At 68.8% G+C, this 21,460-nt stretch carries 17 protein-coding genes, 1 tRNA gene and 1 rRNA gene; 13 read left to right on the forward strand and 6 right to left on the reverse strand.

The window, feature by feature from the left end; genetic code table 11:
- The first annotated feature begins 39 nt into the window (after positions 1-39).
- The 3 genes from NOCA_RS11360 to NOCA_RS11370 all read left to right on the forward strand — a co-directional run bounded on the left by NOCA_RS11360 (position 40) and on the right by NOCA_RS11370 (position 2,056).
- Positions 40-1,062 carry a hypothetical protein gene (locus tag NOCA_RS11360; RefSeq protein ID WP_011755421.1) on the forward strand — a complete coding sequence of 341 codons (1,023 nt, stop codon included), beginning with the start codon at positions 40-42 and terminating at the stop codon, positions 1,060-1,062.
- Between the two features lie 31 nt (positions 1,063-1,093).
- Positions 1,094-1,942: a DUF72 domain-containing protein gene (locus tag NOCA_RS11365; RefSeq protein ID WP_011755422.1), complete on the forward strand. Its 849-nt coding sequence runs from the start codon at positions 1,094-1,096 to the stop codon at positions 1,940-1,942.
- A gap of 37 nt (positions 1,943-1,979) precedes the next feature.
- Positions 1,980-2,056: transfer RNA gene (locus NOCA_RS11370), tRNA-Ile, on the forward strand.
- A 100-nt stretch (positions 2,057-2,156) separates the two neighbouring features.
- Here the strand turns inward: NOCA_RS11370 and NOCA_RS11375 are convergent.
- Both NOCA_RS11375 and NOCA_RS11380 read right to left on the reverse strand, forming a co-directional pair.
- Complete coding sequence (locus NOCA_RS11375; RefSeq protein WP_011755423.1) at positions 2,157-3,368, reverse strand: tyrosine-type recombinase/integrase; 1,212 nt, start codon at positions 3,366-3,368, stop codon at positions 2,157-2,159.
- The gene (locus NOCA_RS11380) at positions 3,368-4,000 is read right to left on the reverse strand and encodes a hypothetical protein (protein ID WP_011755424.1); all 633 of its coding nucleotides are present in this window, start codon (positions 3,998-4,000) and stop codon (positions 3,368-3,370) included. Before NOCA_RS11380 ends, NOCA_RS11375 begins: the two co-directional genes overlap by 1 nt.
- Before the next feature lie 135 nt (positions 4,001-4,135).
- Between NOCA_RS11380 and NOCA_RS28655 the strand changes: the two genes are divergently transcribed.
- The 6 genes from NOCA_RS28655 (at position 4,136) to NOCA_RS27060 (ending at position 8,854) form a co-directional block, all read left to right on the forward strand.
- Positions 4,136-4,381 (forward strand): helix-turn-helix domain-containing protein, encoded by a 246-nt coding sequence (locus tag NOCA_RS28655; protein WP_086000407.1) that lies wholly within the window; start codon positions 4,136-4,138, stop codon positions 4,379-4,381.
- Positions 4,378-4,662, forward strand: a complete 285-nt coding sequence (locus NOCA_RS27055; protein WP_041546479.1) for a hypothetical protein — start codon at positions 4,378-4,380, stop codon at positions 4,660-4,662. Before NOCA_RS28655 ends, NOCA_RS27055 begins: the two co-directional genes overlap by 4 nt.
- On the forward strand, positions 4,659-5,693 hold the full coding sequence (locus tag NOCA_RS11395; protein WP_011755426.1) for a phage/plasmid replication domain-containing protein: 1,035 nt from the start codon (positions 4,659-4,661) through the stop codon (positions 5,691-5,693). The genes NOCA_RS27055 and NOCA_RS11395 overlap by 4 nt, the downstream gene beginning before the upstream one ends.
- A 170-nt stretch (positions 5,694-5,863) precedes the next feature.
- Positions 5,864-6,814, forward strand: a complete 951-nt coding sequence (locus tag NOCA_RS11400; protein WP_011755427.1) for a hypothetical protein — start codon at positions 5,864-5,866, stop codon at positions 6,812-6,814.
- 70 nt (positions 6,815-6,884) lie between these two features.
- Positions 6,885-7,313 carry a hypothetical protein gene (locus NOCA_RS11405; protein WP_011755428.1) on the forward strand — a complete coding sequence of 143 codons (429 nt, stop codon included), beginning with the start codon at positions 6,885-6,887 and terminating at the stop codon, positions 7,311-7,313.
- Between the two features lie 158 nt (positions 7,314-7,471).
- A complete protein-coding gene (locus NOCA_RS27060; RefSeq protein WP_140403866.1) occupies positions 7,472-8,854 on the forward strand; it encodes a hypothetical protein in 1,383 nt (460 codons plus the stop codon).
- A gap of 665 nt (positions 8,855-9,519) precedes the next feature.
- Here the strand turns inward: NOCA_RS27060 and NOCA_RS11415 are convergent.
- Positions 9,520-11,127: a methyl-accepting chemotaxis protein gene (locus NOCA_RS11415; protein WP_011755431.1), complete on the reverse strand. Its 1,608-nt coding sequence runs from the start codon at positions 11,125-11,127 to the stop codon at positions 9,520-9,522.
- A gap of 111 nt (positions 11,128-11,238) precedes the next feature.
- On the opposite strand from NOCA_RS11415, the gene NOCA_RS11420 reads away from it, so the two are divergent.
- Entirely contained in the window at positions 11,239-11,469 is a 231-nt protein-coding gene (locus NOCA_RS11420; protein ID WP_011755432.1) for a DUF3099 domain-containing protein, read from the forward strand.
- Between the two features lie 40 nt (positions 11,470-11,509).
- Here the strand turns inward: NOCA_RS11420 and NOCA_RS11425 are convergent, their stop codons facing one another.
- The 3 genes from NOCA_RS11425 to NOCA_RS11435 all read right to left on the reverse strand — a co-directional run bounded on the left by NOCA_RS11425 (position 11,510) and on the right by NOCA_RS11435 (position 16,511).
- Complete coding sequence (locus NOCA_RS11425) at positions 11,510-11,725, reverse strand: hypothetical protein (protein WP_011755433.1); 216 nt, start codon at positions 11,723-11,725, stop codon at positions 11,510-11,512.
- An 83-nt stretch (positions 11,726-11,808) separates the two neighbouring features.
- A complete protein-coding gene (locus tag NOCA_RS25765; RefSeq protein WP_011755434.1) occupies positions 11,809-15,027 on the reverse strand; it encodes a response regulator in 3,219 nt (1,072 codons plus the stop codon).
- Positions 15,028-15,062: 35 nt separating this feature from the next.
- Positions 15,063-16,511 (reverse strand): serine/threonine-protein kinase, encoded by a 1,449-nt coding sequence (locus NOCA_RS11435; protein WP_011755435.1) that lies wholly within the window; start codon positions 16,509-16,511, stop codon positions 15,063-15,065.
- Positions 16,512-16,676: 165 nt separating this feature from the next.
- On the opposite strand from NOCA_RS11435, the gene tyrS reads away from it, so the two are divergent.
- From tyrS to NOCA_RS11450, 3 genes are all read left to right on the forward strand, one after another.
- Entirely contained in the window at positions 16,677-17,948 is a 1,272-nt protein-coding gene (gene tyrS, locus NOCA_RS11440) for a tyrosine--tRNA ligase (RefSeq protein WP_011755436.1), read from the forward strand.
- 2 nt (positions 17,949-17,950) lie between these two features.
- Positions 17,951-19,021 (forward strand): alpha-hydroxy acid oxidase, encoded by a 1,071-nt coding sequence (locus tag NOCA_RS11445; RefSeq protein ID WP_011755437.1) that lies wholly within the window; start codon positions 17,951-17,953, stop codon positions 19,019-19,021.
- A gap of 514 nt (positions 19,022-19,535) precedes the next feature.
- A 16S ribosomal RNA gene (locus tag NOCA_RS11450) occupies positions 19,536-21,062 on the forward strand.
- The last annotated feature ends 398 nt before the right edge of the window (positions 21,063-21,460 follow it).

Below are 21,460 nucleotides of genomic sequence, written 5' to 3' on the forward strand. Positions count from 1 at the left end.
GTGCGACCTCCTGCTCGCGAGCATGACACGCTGCCTGGCATGACGCGCTACGCCGACCTCGCGCTGCGGCTGCCGCCGGCCAGCGAGCGCTGGGCGGGGGAGGCGTTCCGGTCCGAGCTGCTGTCCTGGGTGACGTCGGCCGTGGGGGAGCCGCGGTCGCTGGAGCCGGTCCAGACCCGCCCCTGGGCGACGGTGTGGCGGGCCGAGACGGCGACCGGGGTCTTCTACGCCAAGCAGAACTGCGCGACCCAGTCCTACGAGGCTGCCCTCGTCCTCGCGCTCAACGACCTCGCGGCGCACCGCGTCGTCCCCCTGGCGGCGGTCGACACGACCCGCGGCCTGTTCCTCACCCCGGACCTCGGGATGCCGGCCGGCGACGTCGAGCGGGACGCCGACGATGACATCGGGCTCTGGTGCCGGGTGGTCGCCGCCGGCGCGCACCTGCAGCTGGAGGTCGCGCGGTACGTCGACCGGCTGGTCGAGGCCGGGCTGACCACGCTGGCACCGGCCGACTGCGTGGGGTACGTCGAGGAGCGGCTCGAGGCCTTCGCGGCCCTGCCGCCGGGCGACCCGCGGGGCCTGGCCGCCGAGCAGGCGGCCGCCGTGCGGGCCGCGCTGCCGCGCGTGGCGGGCTGGGCCGACCGGGTTGCGGCGCTCGGGCTGCCGCTCACGCTGTGCCACAACGACCTGCATGGACGCAACGTCTTCGAGGTGCGCGGTGAGCTGCGGTTCTTCGACTTCGCCGACGCCCTCCTGACCGAGCCGCTCGCGGCGCTCCTGGTGCCCCTGAACGTGCTCGCCCGCGGGCGCGGACTGCCGCCGGACGACCCGCAGCTGGCGCGGGTCGCCGACGCGGCGCTCGAGGTGTGGAGCGAGCACGCCCCGATGGCCGAGCTGCGCGCGGCCCTGCCTGCGGCGCTCCAGCTCGCCCGGCTGGCCCGCACCGAGTCCTGGATCCGCTGCCTCGCCCCGATGGACGACGCGGAGCTGGCCGAGTGGGGCGACTCCGCGGCGTCCTGGTTGGGGTCGATCACGCAGGACTCGCCGTACCGGCCGAGGTGAGCTCCCGCCACCGGAGGGGTACCCACCGCGCATGGGTCGACAGCCGGGCGGGTCGGGTGACATCCGGGTCGGCATCTCCGGCTGGAGCTACGCCGGCTGGCGCGGCGACTTCTACCCGCGCGGCCTGCCCCAGCGCCAGGAGCTCGCCTACGCGGCCGAGCGGATGGGCTCGGTGGAGATCAACGGCTCGTTCTACAGCCTGCAGCGGCCGACGTCGTACGCAGCCTGGCGCGAGCAGACGCCCGAGGACTTCGTCTTCGCGGTCAAGGGCGGCCGGTACGTCACCCACATGAAACGGCTGCGCGACGTCGAGGGCCCGCTGGCGAACTTCTTCGCCTCCGGCGTGCTCGCCCTCGGACCCAAGCTGGGCCCGGTGCTCTGGCAGCTCCCGGAGCGGCTCCGGTTCGACGCCGACCTGCTCGCGTCGTTCTTCCGGCTGCTGCCCCGGACCCTGGGCGAGGTGGCCGCCCTGGCGGAGCGGCACGACGCCAAGGTGCCGGAGGACCGCGCCCTGACCAGCGTCCCGGACGGCCTCGAGGCCCAGCGGGTCCGGCACGCCCTGGAGTTCCGGAGTCCCTCGTTCTGCACCGAGGAGGCGTTCGCGCTGCTGCGCGAGCACGACGTCGCCTGCGTGGTCGCGGACACCGCCGGCCGGTGGCCGCTGGCCGAAGCGGTCACCTCCGACCTCGTCTACGTCCGCCTGCACGGCGACCAGGAGCTCTACACCAGCGGGTACGGCGACGCCGCCCTCGACGCGTGGGCCGAGAAGTGCCGCGGCTGGGCCGAGCGCCCCGACGTCGCGCAGGTGGTCGTCTACTTCGACAACGACGCGAAGGGCTTCGCGCCCCACGACGCCCTCCGGCTGATCGACCGGCTCTGACCCGTTGCGGGGCCGCCTACTAGGCTCCCGTCCGCACGGGGCGGTAGCTCAGTCGGTCAGAGCAGAGGACTCATAATCCTTGGGTCGTGGGTTCGAGCCCCACCCGCCCCACCAGAGTTTGCGCAGGTCAGCGCCGCGTGGGATCCCTTCCGGCTATACCTTCCTGCGTCTCGTGCTAACGGTCTGCTATCGGGAGCCTCGAACACGTGCTCGCCTATGCCCCCCATACGGCGTTCCAGAACACGTCGACGGCGCTCGAATCGTCGTCCGGGATGACGTCGGCGTAGGTATCCAGCGTCACCGAGGGGTCCTTGTGGCCCAGCCGCCTAGCGACGACGTGAACCGGGACGCCCGAGCGCAGCAGGATGGTGGCGTGGGTGTGACGGAGGCCGTGCAGGACGAGTCTCGGCAACGGCACGATCGTGGCCGGGGCATCGTCACCCGGTCCTGCCGCTAGTTCCTTGAGCTTGGTCTGGGCCGTCAGAAAGGTCTTGCTGATGTAGTCGGGCATGACGGGTCGCCCGTCCTCCCATGTGAAGACGATGCCCTCCGCGTCGGCATAGCCTGGGCCGAAGGCCAGGCGTTCGGCGGCCTGTGTTGCCTTCCAGGTCCGAAGGACGGTGACGAGGTCCGGGTCGATGGCGATGGTCCGGCGCTCATGATTCTTGGGCGTTGTCGTCACCCTTCGGTTGTCGAGTTGCGTCGTCGACACCTCGACCCGGATCGTCCCGCCATCCAGATCGACGATGGGGCCGTGAGAATCGCTCCATCGCAGCCCGGCGACCTCGCCTCGCCGCATACCTGTGGAGGCGAACACAGCCCACATCGGGTGCCACCGGTCGCTTGTGGTCGCTGTGAGGAAGGAGGCCACCTGTGCCGCTGTCCAGGTCGTGTGCTTCGGCTTGCCGTCGCGCTTGGCCATCTTTGAGCCGTCGACGGGGTTCACCTGGATGATGCGCTCGACCACCGCGTCCTGCATCGCTGCATGCAGGACGGCGCGAGCGAACTCGACGGTGCGACGCGAGAGCGGTGCCCCACTTCGTCCGCCTGACGCTTGGAGGTCTCGCCAAACCACGGTCAAGCCGCTCGGGGAGAGGCTCTGGAGGCGTGCGGATCCAAGCTTCGGCTTGAGGTAGAGCCGGATCTTGTCCCTGTAGGTCTTTGCGGTGGAGGGTTTCAGCGTCACCTCGTGCCCGTCCATCCATCGGTCGAGCCACTCGGCGACCGTGATGTCCTGCGGGGCGACGTAGGTTCCGCTGTGTAGCGCATGCCGAGCGGCGTCCCGCGCAGCCTTGGCTTCTGCGCGCGTGGTGAAACCCGAGACCCACCGCTGCCGAGACCTTCCTGTTTCGGGATCACGCTCGCGAACCACGTAGGTCCACCCGCGGCCGCGCTGCGTGATGCCGTCCTTCATCTTCGTGGCCATCATTCGTCCTCGGTCTTCGGTAGGAGGTCATGCTCACGACACGCCTCGATCCAGCGATACACGGTGCTGCGATTGATGCCGATCGTCTGTGCAGTGCGGGTCGCGGCTCCTCGACCAGCCAGCCGCTGTCTAGTTAGCTCCCTCGCGAATGCGGCCAACTCCTCCACGGTCGGCGGCGATGCTCCGCGCCCGCGGGGTCGAAGCACAATGTCATCGCCGAGTTCGCGGAGGCGGGCCTCTTCGGCAGCGTCGTGTGCCGCGATCCTGTCGAGCACGGACGCCGTACCGTGCAGGTCCTCTCTCTCCTCGTCCGTGAGCTCCCTGGTGTACTCCTGGTCGACGTGCTCCCGGACGGCGGTCAGCTGTTCCGTTCGCTCGCTGAGGTAGGACGCGAACGCAGCTTCGATCGCAGGGATGCGTGGCTCTCGAAGGTGCCGAGCAGCGACCGGCTGGCCGTCGTCGAACTCCAGCCCCACCAAGCGCGGGGTCCCGGCCACGAGCGCGAACTTGGCTTTGATTACGCGGCTCAAGCCGCCGCCCCGCACCAGGATCCAGTCGGACCGGCCCGACGATCCGTTGAACTCGAAGTCCGAGTCCTCGACTGCGGTCCATTGACCGATCTCCCAGCTCATGAGGCAGGACCGTAGCGAGGGACGGACGTCAATGCAACAGGAATGCACACCGTCTCATTTCATGCACCTTTCTCGATACAGGACATATGTGCACAACGGTTGCGTTTCGGCAGGTCGGCGGGTCTCATTACTCACATGAACGAAGCGCTTGACCAGCAACTGCTCCTGCGAGTGCGCACTCAACGCGAAGCCCCTCCGGTCGAGGAGCTGCGGAGAGTGCGAGAGCTCGCCGGTGTCTCCCGAGCCGAGCTGGCCGTAGCGCTGCAGGTGCACCGGTCGACGGTCTCGCGATGGGAGCGGGGTCTGAGCGTGCCGAGGCCGCAGCGACTCGCCCGCTACGTGACTACCGTCGAGTCTCTGCGGTCGGAGGTCGGAGCATGATCGATGAGATTCGAGGGCGGCTCACTCTCACGGTCCCCGAGGCTGGCCGGATCATCTTCACTGTCGGACGGGATGCCGCGTACGCAGCAGCTCACCGAGGCGAGATCCCTACCGTGACGGTCGGTCGCAACCTTCGCGTGCCGACGCACGCAGCGCTGCGCCAGGTCGGCTTCTCCGACGAGCACATCGCGGAAGTGCTCGGACTGGGCCGGTCGATCCTGTCTTCCAAAGGTGGTGGGCAGGTCGGCATCGCCCTGCTCCAGGTCGACGGTCCTGCATGAGTGCCAGCCTGAAAGTGCCTACTGACAGGGGAGAACCAACCCGCGAATCAGGGGTAGGTATCGATACGCTCGCAGTAGTCGGGCCCGTGCAGCTGCGGACTCTCCAAGAGCTCAGCACCATCTCGCACAAGCGGCTCATCGACCGTGACACCGCCGAGATCACGGACTATGCACCATCGGGATTTCACTCCCTGAACATCGGCGCGGCGCGGGTGGGTGTGTCCGCCTGGGTGTCTGGGGCCGGTCCTCAGATTCGACTGCAGGCGTCGATTCCTCGCATGCTGCTCGGTCACAACTGGGATGGCGTCAGCCCGGACGAGCTCCCTCGGGCTATGGAAGTTCTAATGCGTGGTGTCGCCGAGGCGCTACCGGACACCCCTCGACCTCATGAGGTCGCGGTTACCAGGCTCGACCTGACGCGAGACTTCTACGGGGTCCGCGACGTGCCGGCGACGCTGACTGCAATCGCCCGTCACCCCATGGCCAACGTCAGAGTGAACCGGCGCGACTATCGAGAGGACGGGGTCACCCTTCAAACCCTCACTCGTGGTAATCGGAGCTGGATCGCGCGGGGCTATGACAAGTGGTTCGAGTCGGCCAACTCCAAAGGTCCCGGGCTGCAGCGAGAGCTCGCCAGGACGCGTCCTCAGCAGCTCAGGTTCGAGGTGGAGCTCAAGTCGAAGGCTCTCCGTTACCGGGGAATGACGAAGATCGCGGATCTGCTCCGGTCGGACCTCATCGAGACGGCTCGTTACTACTTCGAGAGGTGCAAGTTCGACGTGAACACGGCGCAAACGGGACTCTCCGACCTGCTTGATCGTCTCGAAAGTGATGGAGTGAGCGCGGCTGATCGTCGAAACCTGGTCCTGTACCTGACCTGCGCCGACATGGGCGTGTCGCTACTCAGCCGTGGACCGTTCGAGCGTGCGCGGGCCCTGGCGAACAGGTATCGACTCGGTCCCAACTCCCTCGGCAAGTCGACCTTCGAGCGACGCCTCGACTTCGACCTAGCGTCCGAGGTGGTGTGCTGAACCTGCGACGCAATCGACGGGCCCCGCGTTCAGTGCGTCGCGCTGACGTTGAGCGCTCCCGGGTCCAGCGCATCACCGAGGAATGCTAGTTCTCAGTCTCGTTCAAGGGAGTGGGTTGGCGGACGGAACTGTTTGCAAACTGCGAGCAGGCGTCCGGGGAGAATAGGCTCGTGTCAGTTGAGGAAACAGAGACGACTTCGACGGATGAGACAAGGAAGCCTCGCGCGTTTCATGTCGGGTTGATGCGTCGAACGAGAGACACGTTTGAGTTCAAGTCCGCTGGTGTCATCGGTCTGTCTCCCGATGGCGGAGTCTTCATCGCACCGATGCAGGCCGGACCGTGGCGATATGGACCTCTGGAAGGGGATATCTCGGCGCTGCCCACAAGCGCGGAGACTCCGTACAGGCCAAAGCTGCACTACCACCGTTCGGGACGGGCCTATGCAACGCTCTCCGGGCAGGACCTTGAGCGCAAGAGTCTCCAGCTCACCCGGCTGCCGCGGTTGCGCTACGCGCAGATCTTCTCGCTGCACTGCATCCGGACCTGGGAGCTTCCGACGCGGGGCAAGGCCCCGAAGCTCGGGGACCAGCTTACGGCCGTCAAGAGGTGGCCCGACGTTGCAGTGTGGACCGTCTTCGTGCTCCGAGCATCGCAGAGCGTACGGGAGGAGATCTTGATCCCTGGCCTGCCGTCCGTTGGCATGCTCGCTGGAGACGGATTCACGCACGGCATCGTTTCTCTGGCGGCGTATGGCCATGAAGCGGTCTTGCTAATCACTGTCCGAATCCATGATGGATGGAAGGGGCTGCCCCATCTTGGAGGGACCACGGTTGCAGCGCTCCCGTGGCATCCCGGGAAGCAGGAAGCGAAGGACCGTTGCTTCGGGCTGTGGAGTAGTCAACTCCGCAATCCGATGATCACTTGGGAACCGGCGGTGCCGTCCAGCCTGACGCCCACGCAAACGACGAGCGCGAAGCGCTTGGAAGACGACTTGGACCGCTTAGCTGACTTCACGGTGCAAGAAGGCGGCCTCCGGCCACGCCCGCCCGTACGGGAGTACGACGACTTTGCTGGCACCCCATTTGCGAAGCCAGAGCGCTGGACAGGCCGAGACGACTGACAGTGTTGTCGAAGTCCGCACGGGGGATTACTGCGGGCTCTTACTGTGTAGGAAGTCTTGAGGACCGGAGGTGGACATGCGGTACATGCTCGCCACAGCGATGCTCGCGATGCTTGCAGCTGGTGTTCCCGCATCGGCCGCCGCGCGAATCGGATCCGCTGGGCAGACGCCCGAAACCGGCACTCACACCTTCTACGGAAAGGGTCGGTGCGCTGGCTCGTCCTGGATCCTGAAGTCCGTCGCGGAGCCTGCGGACCCTCGCGTGAAGACGATCAAGACTGACACCGACGGGGACGGCGTGGTCGACAGGATCGAGTCTTGGGCAGTCACCACGTCGCATGTGCTCAAGGATCGCTCTGACCGCCGTGACGGCTGGGTGGCACGAGGCACCCACTCTTTGCTGCTGTGGGACTTCGATCTGGGGAGATGGGGAGAGATCGTCGTCTTGGGTCACTGGCCCGTGAAGTTCGTACTCACTTGCAAGCACGTTCGTCGCTAGACAATGACCTGAGAGCAAGTTGTTAGCAGGACACCGCTGACCTGCGGAAATGTCGCTAGGAAGGGATAGGTAATCCCCTTCCAAGCCGACATGAATGGCGGGCGAACGCGACAACCGAAGTCACGTCAGTGCAGCGGCCCGGCGCGTATCCTCCCGTCGTGGCACGTTCTGACAAACGGCAGATCCCCACTCGAAGCGACACGGTTGCCGATTTGCTGACCGCATCCGAAGGAGTTGTGGAGGCACCCGATCTTGAGCCCTGGGACTATGGCTGGAGCGTGGAGGACTACCGCAGATCTGCGACAGCCGCGCTCACAGGGCCCCGAGGCGCAGTTGCGCTAACGAATGATGCGCTTGGTGCATTCGAACGCGCGGTGGTGCGCATGCTTGCGGACGCCAGAGTTCAAGCGCGCTGGGACGAGGAGGAGTTCTGGCCTCTAGTCGGCTCCCTAGTCGTGCGTGGGAGTTCGCTTCCTCAGGATCAACGCGAGACCTTCTTCGCCGCCCGCATCGAGTCGCTGCGCACCGCGGGCCGGGCCTTCACAGCTCAACTCGTTGCCAATGTCTCCTGGCATGGGCCTCCGATGATCATCGGGAACGCCGTCATCGGGTTGGCGAATACCGAACTACTCGACGCAGCGCGGTCAGTGGCGGGTACTCGGTGTGTTGTCACCGCAGATGAGGGCGAACGATGGCTCCGGGAGCGCGTTGGGGCGCGACCGCTCGCCACCAGCCAGCCACCGGTCGGACTGTGCTCATGGACAGTCGGTCAGCGTGCGAAGGCTGTGGCGCAGACGGAGCGTTACCTGCGCGATGTGGTTGACCTGCCGCTCTTGCTGGAGCGCGACCTTCGCGGTCACGAGGTCTTTCGTCGGGGTGAGGTGAACCGGCCGGGCGAGCGCGGCCTCACGCTCGACCGCGCAGCGGTTGAGGCGATCCTCAGGGCGGCCGACGCGTCGGTCGAACTGGCGTCCTTCCCCCTCACGGTCACCGACGCCCTTGGGCCATATCTTCCCGTGCAGTGGTATAACGCTGAACCTCTTCCGCTGGGCGATCTGCTTCAGCAGACCTACCTAAGGGATGCTGTGGCAGCCACGCTGGAAGACGACGACCCGGTCGCACGGCGGCTTCGTGTCGCGGCACGCTGGTTCGCCGAGGCGCACTACACGACCGCCTCCGACGACGCGGCGTTGGCGCTCGGCGTCAGCTTGGACGCCTTGTTGACTGGCAAACGGGCGCTACCCGGTGCAGTCATGGCCGACCGCTACGCCCTCCTGTTCGCGGACCCGCTTTCACGTCGACAACGGCGTAGGGAATATCAAAGATTCTTCGGAGTGCGCAGCTCGGTGGCCCACGGCGGTCACAGCGGAGAGTTGCGGCGCATGGACCTTCTGGCTGAGTTCTTCGAGCTCGTTCATCAAGCGGCCTGGCGTCTGCTGGAAGTCAAGCGCGTATTCTCCCCGTCGACCGAGGATGCCGTCGACGAGCTGTTCGACGATCTCCGATTGGGGGTTGTCCAGTGGCCGTCGGAAGGCGATTGACCGTGGAGGGCAAACGGTGCGCCGGGCTCGGCTGAAGCGGGTCGTGCCACCGCGACGTCGATCGCCTCTGGCGTGCTCCACGGACGAAGGAGCCCCCCGGTTTTCCGGCTCGGCCCGTTCGTCGGGAGCGCGGGGTCGCCTGCCTGACGCTCACACTTTTCCACGTTCGCACCAAAGCACCACGACGTGCGTTTTGAGCGTGGCACTGCCCGGCCCGCTGCTAACGCTTTGCAACGCCACCCGTCCGTACCGGCAGCGACCAAGCCGAGTGATGCCGGAGGATGAACCAACGCGTCAGGCTCAACGGCGACCAAGACGTCTGGACCCGACGTCCCTCCAAGCGACTCATAATCCTTGGGTCGTGGGTTCGAGCCCCACCCGCCCCACCAGCCGAACCATCGGCTCGTGCCGACCGCCGAGCGCTCAATGCCGGCGGGCCACGGCCGTCACCAGCTCGTACGCCGGGTCGTCCGGAGCGTCGAGATCGGCTCTGGGCCCGGTGGGCGGAGATCGACAAGAACCTGGAGGCGTACGCCGCGCGTCGGCCGGTCGAGACCGCCGTCGTGGTGCTCGAGCCGAGGGCCGTCGCCGGGGCCTGACCCCAGGACCCGGCCGGGCCGACCCTCGCCCCACACGAGCATCGACCCGGCCGGTGGCGGCCGCGGTCAGTAGCGGAACTGGCCGACCAGGCCCCGCATCCGCATGGAGACCGCCGAGAGCCCGTCCGCCGCCGCCCTCGTCGCGCTCGAGGCGTCGGTGGTGTCACCGGCCAGTCGGGCCACCTCGTCGATGGTCTGCGCGATCGTCCCGCTGCCGGTCGCGGCCTCGGCCACGCCGTGGCTCATCTCGGCGCTCGTGGCGGTCTGCTGCTCGATCGCGGAGGCGATCGCCGCCTGGGTGTCGTTGACCTGGTCGATCACCGCGGAGATGCGGCCGATCGCGTCGGCCGCCCGCACGGTGTCGCGCTGGATCGCCGCGACCTGGCGCTCGATGTCCTCGGTGGCCGAACCGGTCTGGTCGGCGAGCTCCTTGACCTCGCCGGCGACCACGGCGAACCCCTTCCCGGCGTCCCCCGCGCGAGCGGCCTCGATGGTCGCGTTCAGCGCCAGCAGGTTGGTCTGGCCCGCGATGCTCGAGATCAGCTTGACCACGTTGCCGATCTGGGTGGACGACTCCCCGAGCTGCGTGACGAGCTCGGTGGTGCTCTGGGCGATCGTCACGGCCTCGGTGGCGACCACCGCGGCACTGCTGGTGCTCTGGGCGATCTCGCGGATCGAGGCGGACATCTCCTCGGTGCCCGCCGCGACGGCGTGCACGTGCTCCGACACCTGGCCCGCCGCCGTGGACACCTGCAGCGCGCTGGCCGCGGACCCGGAGGCGGAGTCGCTCATCTGCGCCGAGACCCGCGACAGGTCCGCCGAGGAGTCGGCGAGCTCCTGGGCGGCCAGGTCGATGTCGCGGACCGTGGCCCGCAGCCGCTCGGTCGCCCGCTCGAGCGCGGCCGCCATCTGACCGAGCTCGTCGCGGCTGTCGACGTCGGCGTGGCGGGTGAGGTCACCCTCGGCGAGCGCCTCGAGCACGGCGCGCACGCGGTCGAGCGGGCGCACGAGCGAGCGGGTCAGCAGCAGCCCGAGGGCGAGCACGACCACCAGCCCGATCGACGCACCGACCAGCAGCCGGGTGACGGCGCCCCGCTGCGCCTCGACGCCCTGCTGGGCGGCGACCGCGTGCTGCGCGACCGCGTCGGTGACCACGGGCAGGGTGTCCTCGAGGGTGTGGAAGGCCTGCAGGAACGAGGGGTACGCCGCGCGCGCCCGGGCCGGGTCCTCCTCCGCCGTCGTCATCCAGGAGGACGCGGCCGTCAGGTACACCTCGACGATCGGGGTGGCGTCGGCGAGGGCCCGGTCGACGTCCGCGCCCAGGTGCGCGGCGCGCACCTCGTCGAGGCTGTCCTGCAGCGCCGCAGCGTGCTGCTCCAGGTCCGCGGCGGCCGAGAGGCGGGCGCCGGGGTCGTCGGGGTTGCCGAGCACCTGGAGCACGTCGCTGCGGATCGCGTCGTGCATCATGTCGGCCTGCAGCGCAGCCCCGGTGGCCGTGTTCGCGCGCATCAGCACGTCGCCACGGTCGGCGCCGGACCCGATCAGGTGGGCGGCGTACCCGCCGAGGGCGAGCACGACCGCGGCCACGACGCCGACGATGCTGAGCACGCGGGTGCGGATCGACCGGTCGACGAATCGGGGGAGGGAGCGCAGGCGGGGCGGGGCGAGCGACATGGTCCGGTCCTCCTGGTGAGTTGCACCTTCATCGACCGGAGGACGCGGATCTTGAGTTGTCCGCGGGTGCGATCTGGCCCGGTGGCCCGGCCCGGGGCGTAGCGTCGAGGGGTGGATCGACGCCGCCGGCACCGCACCTACTTCGTGCTCATGGGCGCCTGCCTGCTGCTGATCCTGCTCGCCTGGAACGTCGTTCGGCTGTGGTCGACGACCGCGGCGGTCGCGATGAGCGCGCTCGCCGCGCTGCTCCCGCCGATCGCCGCGTTCGTCGGCAACCAGGGCGCGCTGGACTCCTCCGCTGCGCCCACGGTCGACGATGACGAGCCCGGGCGGAGCGCCTGAGCCTGCTCACTCGAACGGCCGGCTCATTCGGACGGCCGGCTCATTCGGACGGCTGGGGGACCTTCACGTCCACGTTGCAGTCGATCTTCGGGTTGACCCCGAGATAGTTCAGCGGCCCGGCGACGATGGTGAGCGCCGTGTCGCCCGCCGACTTGCAGTTGACGTCCTGGTCGTCGCCGAAGTAGCCGCGCTGCCACGCGGCCAGCACGCCGATCACCAGCCAGACGACGACGATGATCCCGATCAGGCTCTTCATGGTTGCTCCCTGCCTCGTTGTCCCCCCGACGCTGTCCCGTACCCAGCGGGCGGCGTCCGGGAAACCTCGAGGACCGAGAGGGCTCAGGTGGCCGAGTACGTCGCCTGGTAGGCCAGCAGGGCGGCGCGGCCGTCCGCGAGCTCCTCGGCCAGCTGCTCGACCAGCTCCGCGGCCCCGTCGGTCGTGCCGGTGTCGGCGATCAGCTCGATCTGCTGCGCGGTGCGCCCGGCCCGGGTGACGCCGAGGTTCAAGGCGCCACCCGCGAGCTTGTGCACGACCTGCTTGAGCGTCGCCGCGTCGTCGGCGGCCACGGCCGCCCGGATCGACTCGAGCGTCCCCGGCGTGTTGGCGACGAAGTTGCCGATCGCCCGGTCCAGGTAGGCCGTGTTGTCGGGGTCGAGGTCCCGCAGCTCGTCGAGCCGGTCGAGGGTCAGCCCCTCGAGCGCGTCGTCGGGTCCGCGGTTCTGCTCCTCGCTCACGACCCGCACGCTACGCGGTACGGACCCGGATCGGGTGCCGACCCACTGGTCGAGCACGGCGGCGAGTGCTCCCGCGTCGACGGGCTTGGTCAAGAAGTCGTCCATCCCGGCCGCCACGCACCGCTCCCGCTCGCCCTCCACCGCGGCGGCGGTCATGGCGACCACCGGCAGGCGGGACCGCCCGTCCGACTCGCCCGCCCGGATCGCCCGGGTGGCGGCGTACCCGTCCATCCGTGGCATCTGCACGTCCATCAGCACCAGGTCGAAGTGCTCCTCGGCGAGCGCCGTCAGCGCCGCTGCCCCGTCCTCGGCGACCCGCGCGCGGTAGCCGAGGGCCTCGAGCAGGCCGACCGCGACGAGCTGGTTGACCTCGTTGTCCTCCACCACCAGGACCCGGGCCCGCGGGCCCGGGTCCGGCCCGACGACGGGCAGCTCGGGCTCGGGCCGCGGCTCCACCCCGGCCAGGTGCCGCAACAGCGCGGCTCGTACCTCGGCCCCGAGCACCGGCTTGGTCAGGCAGGCGACGATGCCGGCGGTCCGCAGGTCCCACGCCGACGGCGTGGACCCCGAGGCCAGCATGATCACGCGCAGGTCGTACGACGGCTCCGCGCGCAGCGATCGCGCCAGGTCGAGCCCGTCGCGTCCGGGCATCGAGAGGTCCAGCAGCACGGCCTCGAACGGGTCACCGGCGGCGTGTGCCGCGGCGACGGCCTGCTCGGCCTCGTCGGCCGAGGAGGCGGCCGCGACCCGGATCCGCCACCACCCGAGCTGCTCCTCCAGGATCAGCCGGTTGTGCTGGTTGTCGTCCACGACGAGCACCCGCCGCCCGCTCAGCCAGCTGCGGGCGTACTCGTCGTCGGCGTCCACCCTGGGCCCGCCCGGGGACTCGAGGTCCGCGGTGAACCAGAAGACGCTGCCGCCGCCGGGGTTGGGCTCCATCCCGATCTCGCCGCCCAGTGCCTGGACGATCTCCCGGGAGATCGCCAGGCCGAGGCCGGTCCCGCCGAACCGGCGGGTGGTGGACGCGTCGGCCTGGATGAAGGCCTCGAACAGCTCGCCGACGTCGTTCGCCGGCACCCCGACGCCCGTGTCGGTGACGCTGACGTGCAGCCGGGTCCGGCCAGCCGGCCCCGGGGACGCGGTCGCCCGGATGAAGACCTCGCCCTCCTCGGTGAACTTCACCGCGTTCGAGCCGAGGTTCGTGATCACCTGCGCGAGCCGGGTCGGGTCGCCGCGGAGCACCTCCGGCACCTCGGAGTGGCAGGAGACGATCAGCTCGAGCCCCTTGGCCCGCGCGGCCTCGCCGAGGAGGCTCGCAACCTGGTCGAACACGCCGCGGACCTCGAAGTCCAGGCGCTCCAGCTCGAGCTTGCCCGCCTCGATCTTGGAGAAGTCGAGGATGTCGTTGATGACGCCGAGCAGCGCCCGGCTGGCGACCTGGACGCCGGAGGCGAGTCGCAGCTGGTCCGGGTCGAGCGGAGTGCGCAGGAGCAGGTCGTTGAGCCCGATCACGCCGTTGAGCGGCGTGCGGATCTCGTGGCTCATGGTGGCCAGGAACTCCGACTTCTGGCGGGACGCGGCCATGGCCACGTCCCGCGCGTCGGCGAGCTCGCGCTGCGCGCGCTCGCGCTCGGCGACCCGGCCGAGCTGCACCCCGACCTGCTCCACCATCGCCTCGATCAGCTCGAACCGGTGCAGCGGCGGGGCGGAGGTGATCGTCAGCACGGCGACGACCTCGTCGCCGTGCGCGACGGTGAACGCGATCGTCAGCCGGTCCTCGTCCCACACCGAGCCGCGCTCCAGGAAGGCTCGGTTGGCAAGAGCGAGGTCGGCGGCCGCCTGCGCGGGTGCCGCGAGGTCGGCGGCCTGGTCCTCGCCGGTGACGTGCAGCGCGACGACCGCACGGCGATCCTCGGTCGGCACGAACGCGCGCCCACGCACCCAGTCGTCGTGCAACAGCACGAGGTGGCGGGCCTGCAGGAGGACGTCCTCGAGGGTGGCCGCCTCGTTGGCGGCCGTCGCCATCGCCTGCAGGAGGACGTTCTGCCGGACCTGGTCCTCCAGCGCGATCTCGGCGAGCTTCGTCTCGGTGATGTCCTGGTGGGTGCCGTACATGGAGGCGACCCGGCCGTCGGCGTCCGCCAACGACACGCCGCGGCCGCGGGTCCACACCCAGGCCCCGTCGGCGGTGCGGACCCGGGCCACGAAGACGAAGTCGGAGGGTGCCTCGAGTGCCCCGCGGACGGCCTCGTCGACCGCACCGCGGTCGTCCTCGTGCACGATCTCGAGGAAGTCGGCGTACGACGCCGGGAACAGCTCGGGATCCAGGCCGTACAGTGCGCACAGCTCCTCGGAGCCCCAGATCTCGTCCGGCGCGAGGTCCCACTCCCAGCTGCCGATCCGGGCGATCCGCTGTGCCTCGGCGAGCCGGCGGCGGCTGCTGGTGAGGTCGTCGACCGTGCGCCGCCGGTCGCTGTAGTCGCTGAGCCGGTGCAGGACCGCCACCGAGCCGTCGGGCCCGGGCACGAGGCTCTCGCTGAGAGTGACCCACATCGTGCCGCCGTCGCGCCGCACGAACCTGCACTCGACGTCGTGCGGGTTCACCTTCCCGGCGCGGAGCTGGTCGAGGTGGTCGGCGAACTGCTCCTTGCCCACCTCGTCGAGCGAGTCGAAGACGGTGAGCTGGAGCAGCTCCTCCGGGCCCACCCCGAAGAACGCCCGCAGTGCCGGGTTCCCGTAGAGGGTCCTACCGTCGAGGTCGAAGACCCAGAAGCCGTCCGGTGACGTCTCGACGATGTCCCGGTACAACCCGGCGAGCTCCATCGCACCTCCCGCGCCAACGATAGGGCCCCGGGCGGTCACGGCTCGGCAGCGATGAGGTAGTCGCCGTCGGTGCCCTCGAGCAGCAGGGTCACGTCGTCGGTGGCCTTCGAGCCGTCGCGGCGGAGGTATTCCACGGTGTAGCTGATCCGCCGGTGGGCCGGGTCCGGCTGGGCCGAGAGAACGTCGGCGGTCTCGATGCTCTTCCAGAACGAGTTGTACTGGCCGAACCCGCCGCTGGCGGCCTGGAAGTCCGGCGTCAGCAGACCCCAGGCGGACTTGGGGTCGGCCGTCACCGTCGCCAGGTAGTCCTCGATGAAGCTCTCCAACCCGTCGGCGGTGACCCCGGCGGGCGCGCCGGTCCCGGACGGGCTCTGCGACCCTCCGCTGCTGCCCTGTCCGGTGCCCGGTGTCGCCGCGGTGCCGTCGCGCTGGCCGTCGGTCCCCGCCGTGTAGGCCAGCCACCCGATGACCGCGATCGCGACGACGGCGGCCACCGCCGCGAGCACCGGCAGCATGCCGCTGCGATCACGTCGGCGCCCGCCGGGCGACGGCGTCGCCGGCGGAGGCGCCGCCGGAGCAGGGGGGTACGCCGGCGGGACCGGCGGCAGCTCCCGCGACAGCACCCGGGTCGGACTCGGGTCGGCCGCCGGTGCCGGCGCGGCCGCCGGCACGCCAGCGAGGACCGGCGTCGAGGGACCGGCGACGAGCACGTCCCGCACCCGGGCCATCGACCAGCGATCGGCCGGCTCGCGGCACATCGTCGCCAGGAGGAGCGGGGCGAGCCAGCCGGCCTCGGGCAGCCGCGGCGGGTCCTCGTGCACGATCCGGTAGAGCGCGCCCAGCAGGTTGTCTCCGACCTCGTACGGCGGGTGGCCGGCCAGCGCGTGGAAGAGCGTGGCCCCCAGCGACCAGACGTCGCTGGCGTCCGTCGCCTGCTGACCCGAGGCGACCTCGGGGGAGAGGTAGGCGGGGGAGCCCGTCACCAGCCCGGTCTGGGTCAGCGAGGCGTCCGCCTCCGCACGGGCGATCCCGAAGTCCGAGAGCTTCACCTGCCCGTCCGGCGCGACCAGGATGTTGGAGGGTTTCACGTCGCGGTGCACGATGCCGGCCGCGTGGGCGGCGGCGAGCGCGTCCGCGGCCTGCCCGAGGAAGGCGGCCGCCCGGTCCGGGGTCATCGCGCCGTCGCGCCGGAGCAGCTCGGCGAGGGTCGAGCCCTCGACGTACTCCATCACCAGCCACTGCTCGGTGTTGTCGGGGCCCTCGATGACCAGGTCGTAGACCGCGACCACGTGCGGGTGGTTGAGGCGCGCGGCGAGCCGGGCCTCGCGCTCGGCGCGGGCCAGGTCGGGGGTGGTGACCCCGGGGGCCAGGCCGACCCGCTTCAGCGCGACCTGGCGCCCGAGCACCTCGTCCCGGCCGAGCCAGACGGCGCCCATGCCGCCGCGACCCACCTCGCGCTCGAGCGTGTACCTGCCAGCGATCACGTGCCGTCCCTTCCCGGATCCGCGCCAGCCTAACCAGGCCCGGTGAGACCCTCGGCGTAACCGGGTGGGCGGCGGCGGCCGCCATGGGGCAGGCTTGACCCGCACGTACCCATCCGAGGATCCACCTCACCGTCCAGGTGACGATCCACCAGCGAAAGGTCCACCGTGTCCATCGACCCGACTCTCCTCGACGACCTCGAGTGGCGCGGCCTGATCGCGCACTCGACGGACCTCGACGCCCTGCGCGAGGCCCTGGCCGGGGGGAGTGTGCGGTTCTATGTCGGGTTCGACCCGACGGCGCCGAGCCTGCACCTGGGCAACCTGGTGCAGATCCTCACCGCCAAGCGGCTGCAGGAGGCCGGGCACACGCCGTACGCCCTGGTCGGGGGAGCCACCGGCATGATCGGCGATCCCAAGGAGTCCGGCGAGCGGACCCTCAACTCGCTCGACACGGTCAAGGAGTGGGTCGAGCGGGTGCGCCGCCAGATCGAGCCGTTCCTGTCCTTCGAGGGCGCCAACGCCGCCACGATGGTGAACAACTACGACTGGACCGCCAGCCTGTCGACCATCGACTTCCTGCGTGACATCGGCAAGCACTTCCCGGTCAACCGGATGCTCTCGCGCGACGTCGTGCGCAGCCGCCTGGACGCCGGCATCAGCTACACCGAGTTCAGCTACGTGCTGCTCCAGTCGATGGACTTCCTCAACCTCTACCGCGACCACGGCGTGGTGCTGCAGTTCGGCGGCTCCGACCAATGGGGCAACCTCACCGGCGGCGTCGAGCTGATCCGTCGTGCCGCCGGTGGCAAGGCGCACGCCTTCGCGACACCGCTGATCACCAAGGCCGACGGCACGAAGTACGGCAAGACCGAGGGCGGCGCGCTCTGGCTGGACCCCGAGATGATGTCGCCGTACGCCTTCTACCAGTTCTGGCTCAACGTCGAGGACGAGAAGGTCGGCGAGCTGCTGCGCGTCTTCACCTTCCTGCCGCGCGCCGAGATCGAGGCGCTCGAGGCCGAGCACGCGGAGAAGCCGTTCCTGCGCGCCGGTCAGCGCGCGCTGGCCGAGCACGTCACCACCCTGGTCCACGGCGCCGAGGAGACCGAGCGGATCAGGGCGGCCTCCGCCGCCCTGTTCGGCGGCGGCGACCTCACGACGCTCAGCGCCGCGACGTTGGGCGCCGCGCTGCGCGAGGCCGGCAGCGCGTCCGTCGACGGGGACGAGGACCTCCCGACGGTGGTCGACCTGCTGGTCGCGACCGGGCTGGCGAAGAGCAAGGGCGACGCGCGCCGGACCGTCACCGAGGGTGGTGCCTACCTCAACAATGCGCGGGTCGAGGATCCCGACCACGTCCCGGCCCCGGAGGACCTGATCGACGGCACCTGGCTGGTGCTGCGGCGGGGCAAGAAGAACTTCGCCGGCGTCGAGGTGCGCTGAGCGTGGCGCCGGCGGCCGAGCGGGATCCGCGCTGGCTCGACACGCTGGCCGAGCGGGCCCGCGACCGGCTGCCGGCGTCCGTCCTGGAGTACGTGCTGCAGGGCGCGCGCGACTCGCTCACCGCCGGGGAGGCCGTGGCCGCGTGGCGCGCCGTGCGGCTGCTGCCCCGCGTGCTGCACGACGTCACCCAGGTGGAGACGTCGGTCAGCCTGCTGGGCCACCCGGCTCAGGTGCCCTGGGGGGTCGCGCCCAGCACGCTGCAGCGTGCCGTCCACCCCGACGGGGAGCTCGCGATGGCGCGGGCCTGTGCCGCGGCGGGGTCGGTCATGGTGGTCTCGAGCAACGCCGGCACGGCCTTCTCCGAGATCGGCGGCACAGGGGTGCACTGGTGGCTCCAGGCCTACCTGCCGGCGGACCGGACGCTCGCCGGGCCGATGCTCGACCGCGCCGTGGCCGCCGGGGCCCGGGCCGTGGTGCTGACCGTCGACACCCCGGTCGTCGGCACCAAGTACGCCAGTCCGGGCACGGCGTTGGTCTGGGAGACGGTCGACCCGGCGCTGCTGCGGGTGAACTTCGAGCCGGGGTACGACGAGCAGCCGGGCGCCGAGAAGGCACTCGACCTCGGGCCGCACGACATCGGCTGGGTGGCTGCCCGCACCGGCCTGCCGGTCGTCGTGAAGGGCGTGCTCCGGCCCGAGGACGCGCTGCGCTGTGCCCAGGCCGGCGCCGGTGCCGTCTGGGTCTCCAACCACGGCGGTCGCCAGCTCGACCGGTCGGCGAGCACCGCCGCATGCCTGCCGGATGTCGTCGACGCGGTGGGGGACCAGGCCGAGGTGTACGTCGACGGCGGCCTCCGGACCGGGCTGGACGTCGTGGCCGCGTTGGCGCTGGGGGCGCGCGCGGTGTTCCTGGGTCGATCGCCGCTCCTGGCGTTGCTCGACGGGGCCGAGGGCGTGGCCCGGCTGCACCAGGAGCTGCTCGAGCAGACCGTCGAGACGCTGCGGCTGGCCGGCTGCCGGACGCCCGCCGACGCGCCGGGACTGGCCGCGGGTGGACGCCTTACCCCTCGCTGACCTGCACAAACGTGGTTGTGGCCCGGGTCACGTGGGGCCGATTTGAACTCCCGGGGTCGGGTCCCCTAATGTTCTCCGGGTCGCCAGGGAGCGGCGGGAGGCAAGACCGCGAGGTCGGGCCTTCGGCCCCGGGCGGCCACCTCTCCCACCAACAACCTCACCGGTGGACGAGTGCGCGCGCTAGCGGCCTCGGACATCATCGAGGTCCACAGGTGTGCGCGGTGGGCACGGAAAACCTGAGGATTTGCTCCTGGGAATTCGAGCCGCTAAGTTTTACGAGTCGCCCCGCAGCGGACACGCCAAGAGCGTGCGAGCACGGTGTGCGTCTGATTCTTGAGAACTCAACAGTGTGTCATAGTCGACGAATTAGTTTGTTATGCCCTGTCTTCCATTTTGGTGGTTGATGGTTTTTTGACAATGATTCTGGCTTTTTTGTCAGGGTTCTTTTTTGTCAGGCATCTCTTTTTCCTCTGTGTCTGTCCCTTTTGGGGGGTGGGTGTGGGGGGTGTTGTTTTCAACGGAGAGTTTGATCCTGGCTCAGGACGAACGCTGGCGGCGTGCTTAACACATGCAAGTCGAGCGGAAAGGCCCTTTCGGGGGTACTCGAGCGGCGAACGGGTGAGTAACACGTGAGTAATCTGCCCTTCACTTTGGGATAACTACCGGAAACGGTGGCTAATACCGGATACGACACAGGTACGCATGTGCTCTGTGTGGAAAGTTTTTTCGGTGGGGGATGTGCTCGCGGCCTATCAGCTTGTTGGTGGGGTAATGGCCTACCAAGGCTTCGACGGGTAGCCGGCCTGAGAGGGTGACCGGCCACACTGGGACTGAGACACGGCCCAGACTCCTACGGGAGGCAGCAGTGGGGAATATTGGACAATGGGCGGAAGCCTGATCCAGCAACGCCGCGTGAGGGATGACGGCCTTCGGGTTGTAAACCTCTTTCAGTACCGACGAAGCACCGGTGATGGTGGTGACGGTAGGTACAGAAGAAGCACCGGCCAACTACGTGCCAGCAGCCGCGGTAATACGTAGGGTGCGAGCGTTGTCCGGAATTATTGGGCGTAAAGGGCTCGTAGGCGGTTTGTCGCGTCGGGAGTGAAAACACTGGGCTTAACTCAGTGCTTGCTTTCGATACGGGCAGACTAGAGGCATGCAGGGGAGAACGGAATTCCTGGTGTAGCGGTGAAATGCGCAGATATCAGGAGGAACACCGGTGGCGAAGGCGGTTCTCTGGGCATGTCCTGACGCTGAGGAGCGAAAGTGTGGGGAGCGAACAGGATTAGATACCCTGGTAGTCCACACCGTAAACGTTGGGCGCTAGGTGTGGGATCCATTCCACGGGTTCCGTGCCGCAGCTAACGCATTAAGCGCCCCGCCTGGGGAGTACGGCCGCAAGGCTAAAACTCAAAGGAATTGACGGGGGCCCGCACAAGCGGCGGAGCATGCGGATTAATTCGATGCAACGCGAAGAACCTTACCTGGGTTTGACATACGCCGGAAAGCGCCAGAGATGGTGCCCCTTTTAGTCGGTGTACAGGTGGTGCATGGCTGTCGTCAGCTCGTGTCGTGAGATGTTGGGTTAAGTCCCGCAACGAGCGCAACCCTCGTCCTATGTTGCCAGCACGTGATGGTGGGGACTCATAGGAGACTGCCGGGGTCAACTCGGAGGAAGGTGGGGATGACGTCAAGTCATCATGCCCCTTATGTCCAGGGCTTCACGCATGCTACAATGGCCGGTACAAAGGGCTGCGATGCTGTAAGGCGGAGCGAATCCCAAAAAGCCGGTCTCAGTTCGGATTGGGGTCTGCAACTCGACCCCATGAAGTCGGAGTCGCTAGTAATCGCAGATCAGCAACGCTGCGGTGAATACGTTCCCGGGCCTTGTACACACCGCCCGTCACGTCACGAAAGTCGGCAACACCCGAAGCCGGTGGCCTAACCCTTGTGGGGGGAGCCGTCGAAGGTGGGGCTGGCGATTGGGACGAAGTCGTAACAAGGTAGCCGTACCGGAAGGTGCGGCTGGATCACCTCCTTTCTAAGGAGCACACGCCCCGATCACTGCCTGGCCCGTTGTGGGTCACGAAGCGTGCAGTGGCGCATGGTGGTGTTCGCTAGTGGAATCGTCGATGAAGGATCATGATCGCGGTGCGGTCGCCTCAGTACTACCTGTCGGTTTGCCGGTGGGTGTGGAACGTGGCGGGTGTGGCGTGGGAGTGGTTGTGACACACTGTTGGGCTTTGAGGGATCAGGCTTTCCTGGTGACAGGGACTGTTCTTCGTGGCCCCCTTGGACCGGAGCGTCGTGGGACGTGATGGCTGTGGTGGGTGTGGATCTTGTGAATTGGATAGTGGACGCGAGCATCTGTGATCGGACCTTCACCAGGGTCCGGTCACTTTCCTGACGCCGCTGGTTGCTCCCGGTGAGGGGGTGGTG

Origin of the sequence: Nocardioides sp. JS614, from assembly GCF_000015265.1 — a bacterium.
In the GTDB taxonomy this organism is placed as follows: Bacteria; Actinomycetota; Actinomycetes; order Propionibacteriales; family Nocardioidaceae; genus Nocardioides.

Coding starts and splice junctions, on each gene's coding strand:
- NOCA_RS25765 (WP_011755434.1), bottom strand. CDS start 15,027: ATGGAGCTCGCCGGGTTGTACCGGGACATCGTCGAGACGTCACCGGAC.
- NOCA_RS27055 (WP_041546479.1), top strand. CDS start 4,378: ATGATCGATGAGATTCGAGGGCGGCTCACTCTCACGGTCCCCGAGGCT.
- NOCA_RS11365 (WP_011755422.1), top strand. CDS start 1,094: ATGGGTCGACAGCCGGGCGGGTCGGGTGACATCCGGGTCGGCATCTCC.
- NOCA_RS11425 (WP_011755433.1), bottom strand. CDS start 11,725: ATGAAGAGCCTGATCGGGATCATCGTCGTCGTCTGGCTGGTGATCGGC.
- NOCA_RS11360 (WP_011755421.1), top strand. CDS start 40: ATGACGCGCTACGCCGACCTCGCGCTGCGGCTGCCGCCGGCCAGCGAG.
- NOCA_RS11395 (WP_011755426.1), top strand. CDS start 4,659: ATGAGTGCCAGCCTGAAAGTGCCTACTGACAGGGGAGAACCAACCCGC.
- NOCA_RS11415 (WP_011755431.1), bottom strand. CDS start 11,127: ATGTCGCTCGCCCCGCCCCGCCTGCGCTCCCTCCCCCGATTCGTCGAC.
- NOCA_RS11375 (WP_011755423.1), bottom strand. CDS start 3,368: ATGGCCACGAAGATGAAGGACGGCATCACGCAGCGCGGCCGCGGGTGG.
- NOCA_RS11380 (WP_011755424.1), bottom strand. CDS start 4,000: ATGAGCTGGGAGATCGGTCAATGGACCGCAGTCGAGGACTCGGACTTC.
- NOCA_RS28655 (WP_086000407.1), top strand. CDS start 4,136: ATGAACGAAGCGCTTGACCAGCAACTGCTCCTGCGAGTGCGCACTCAA.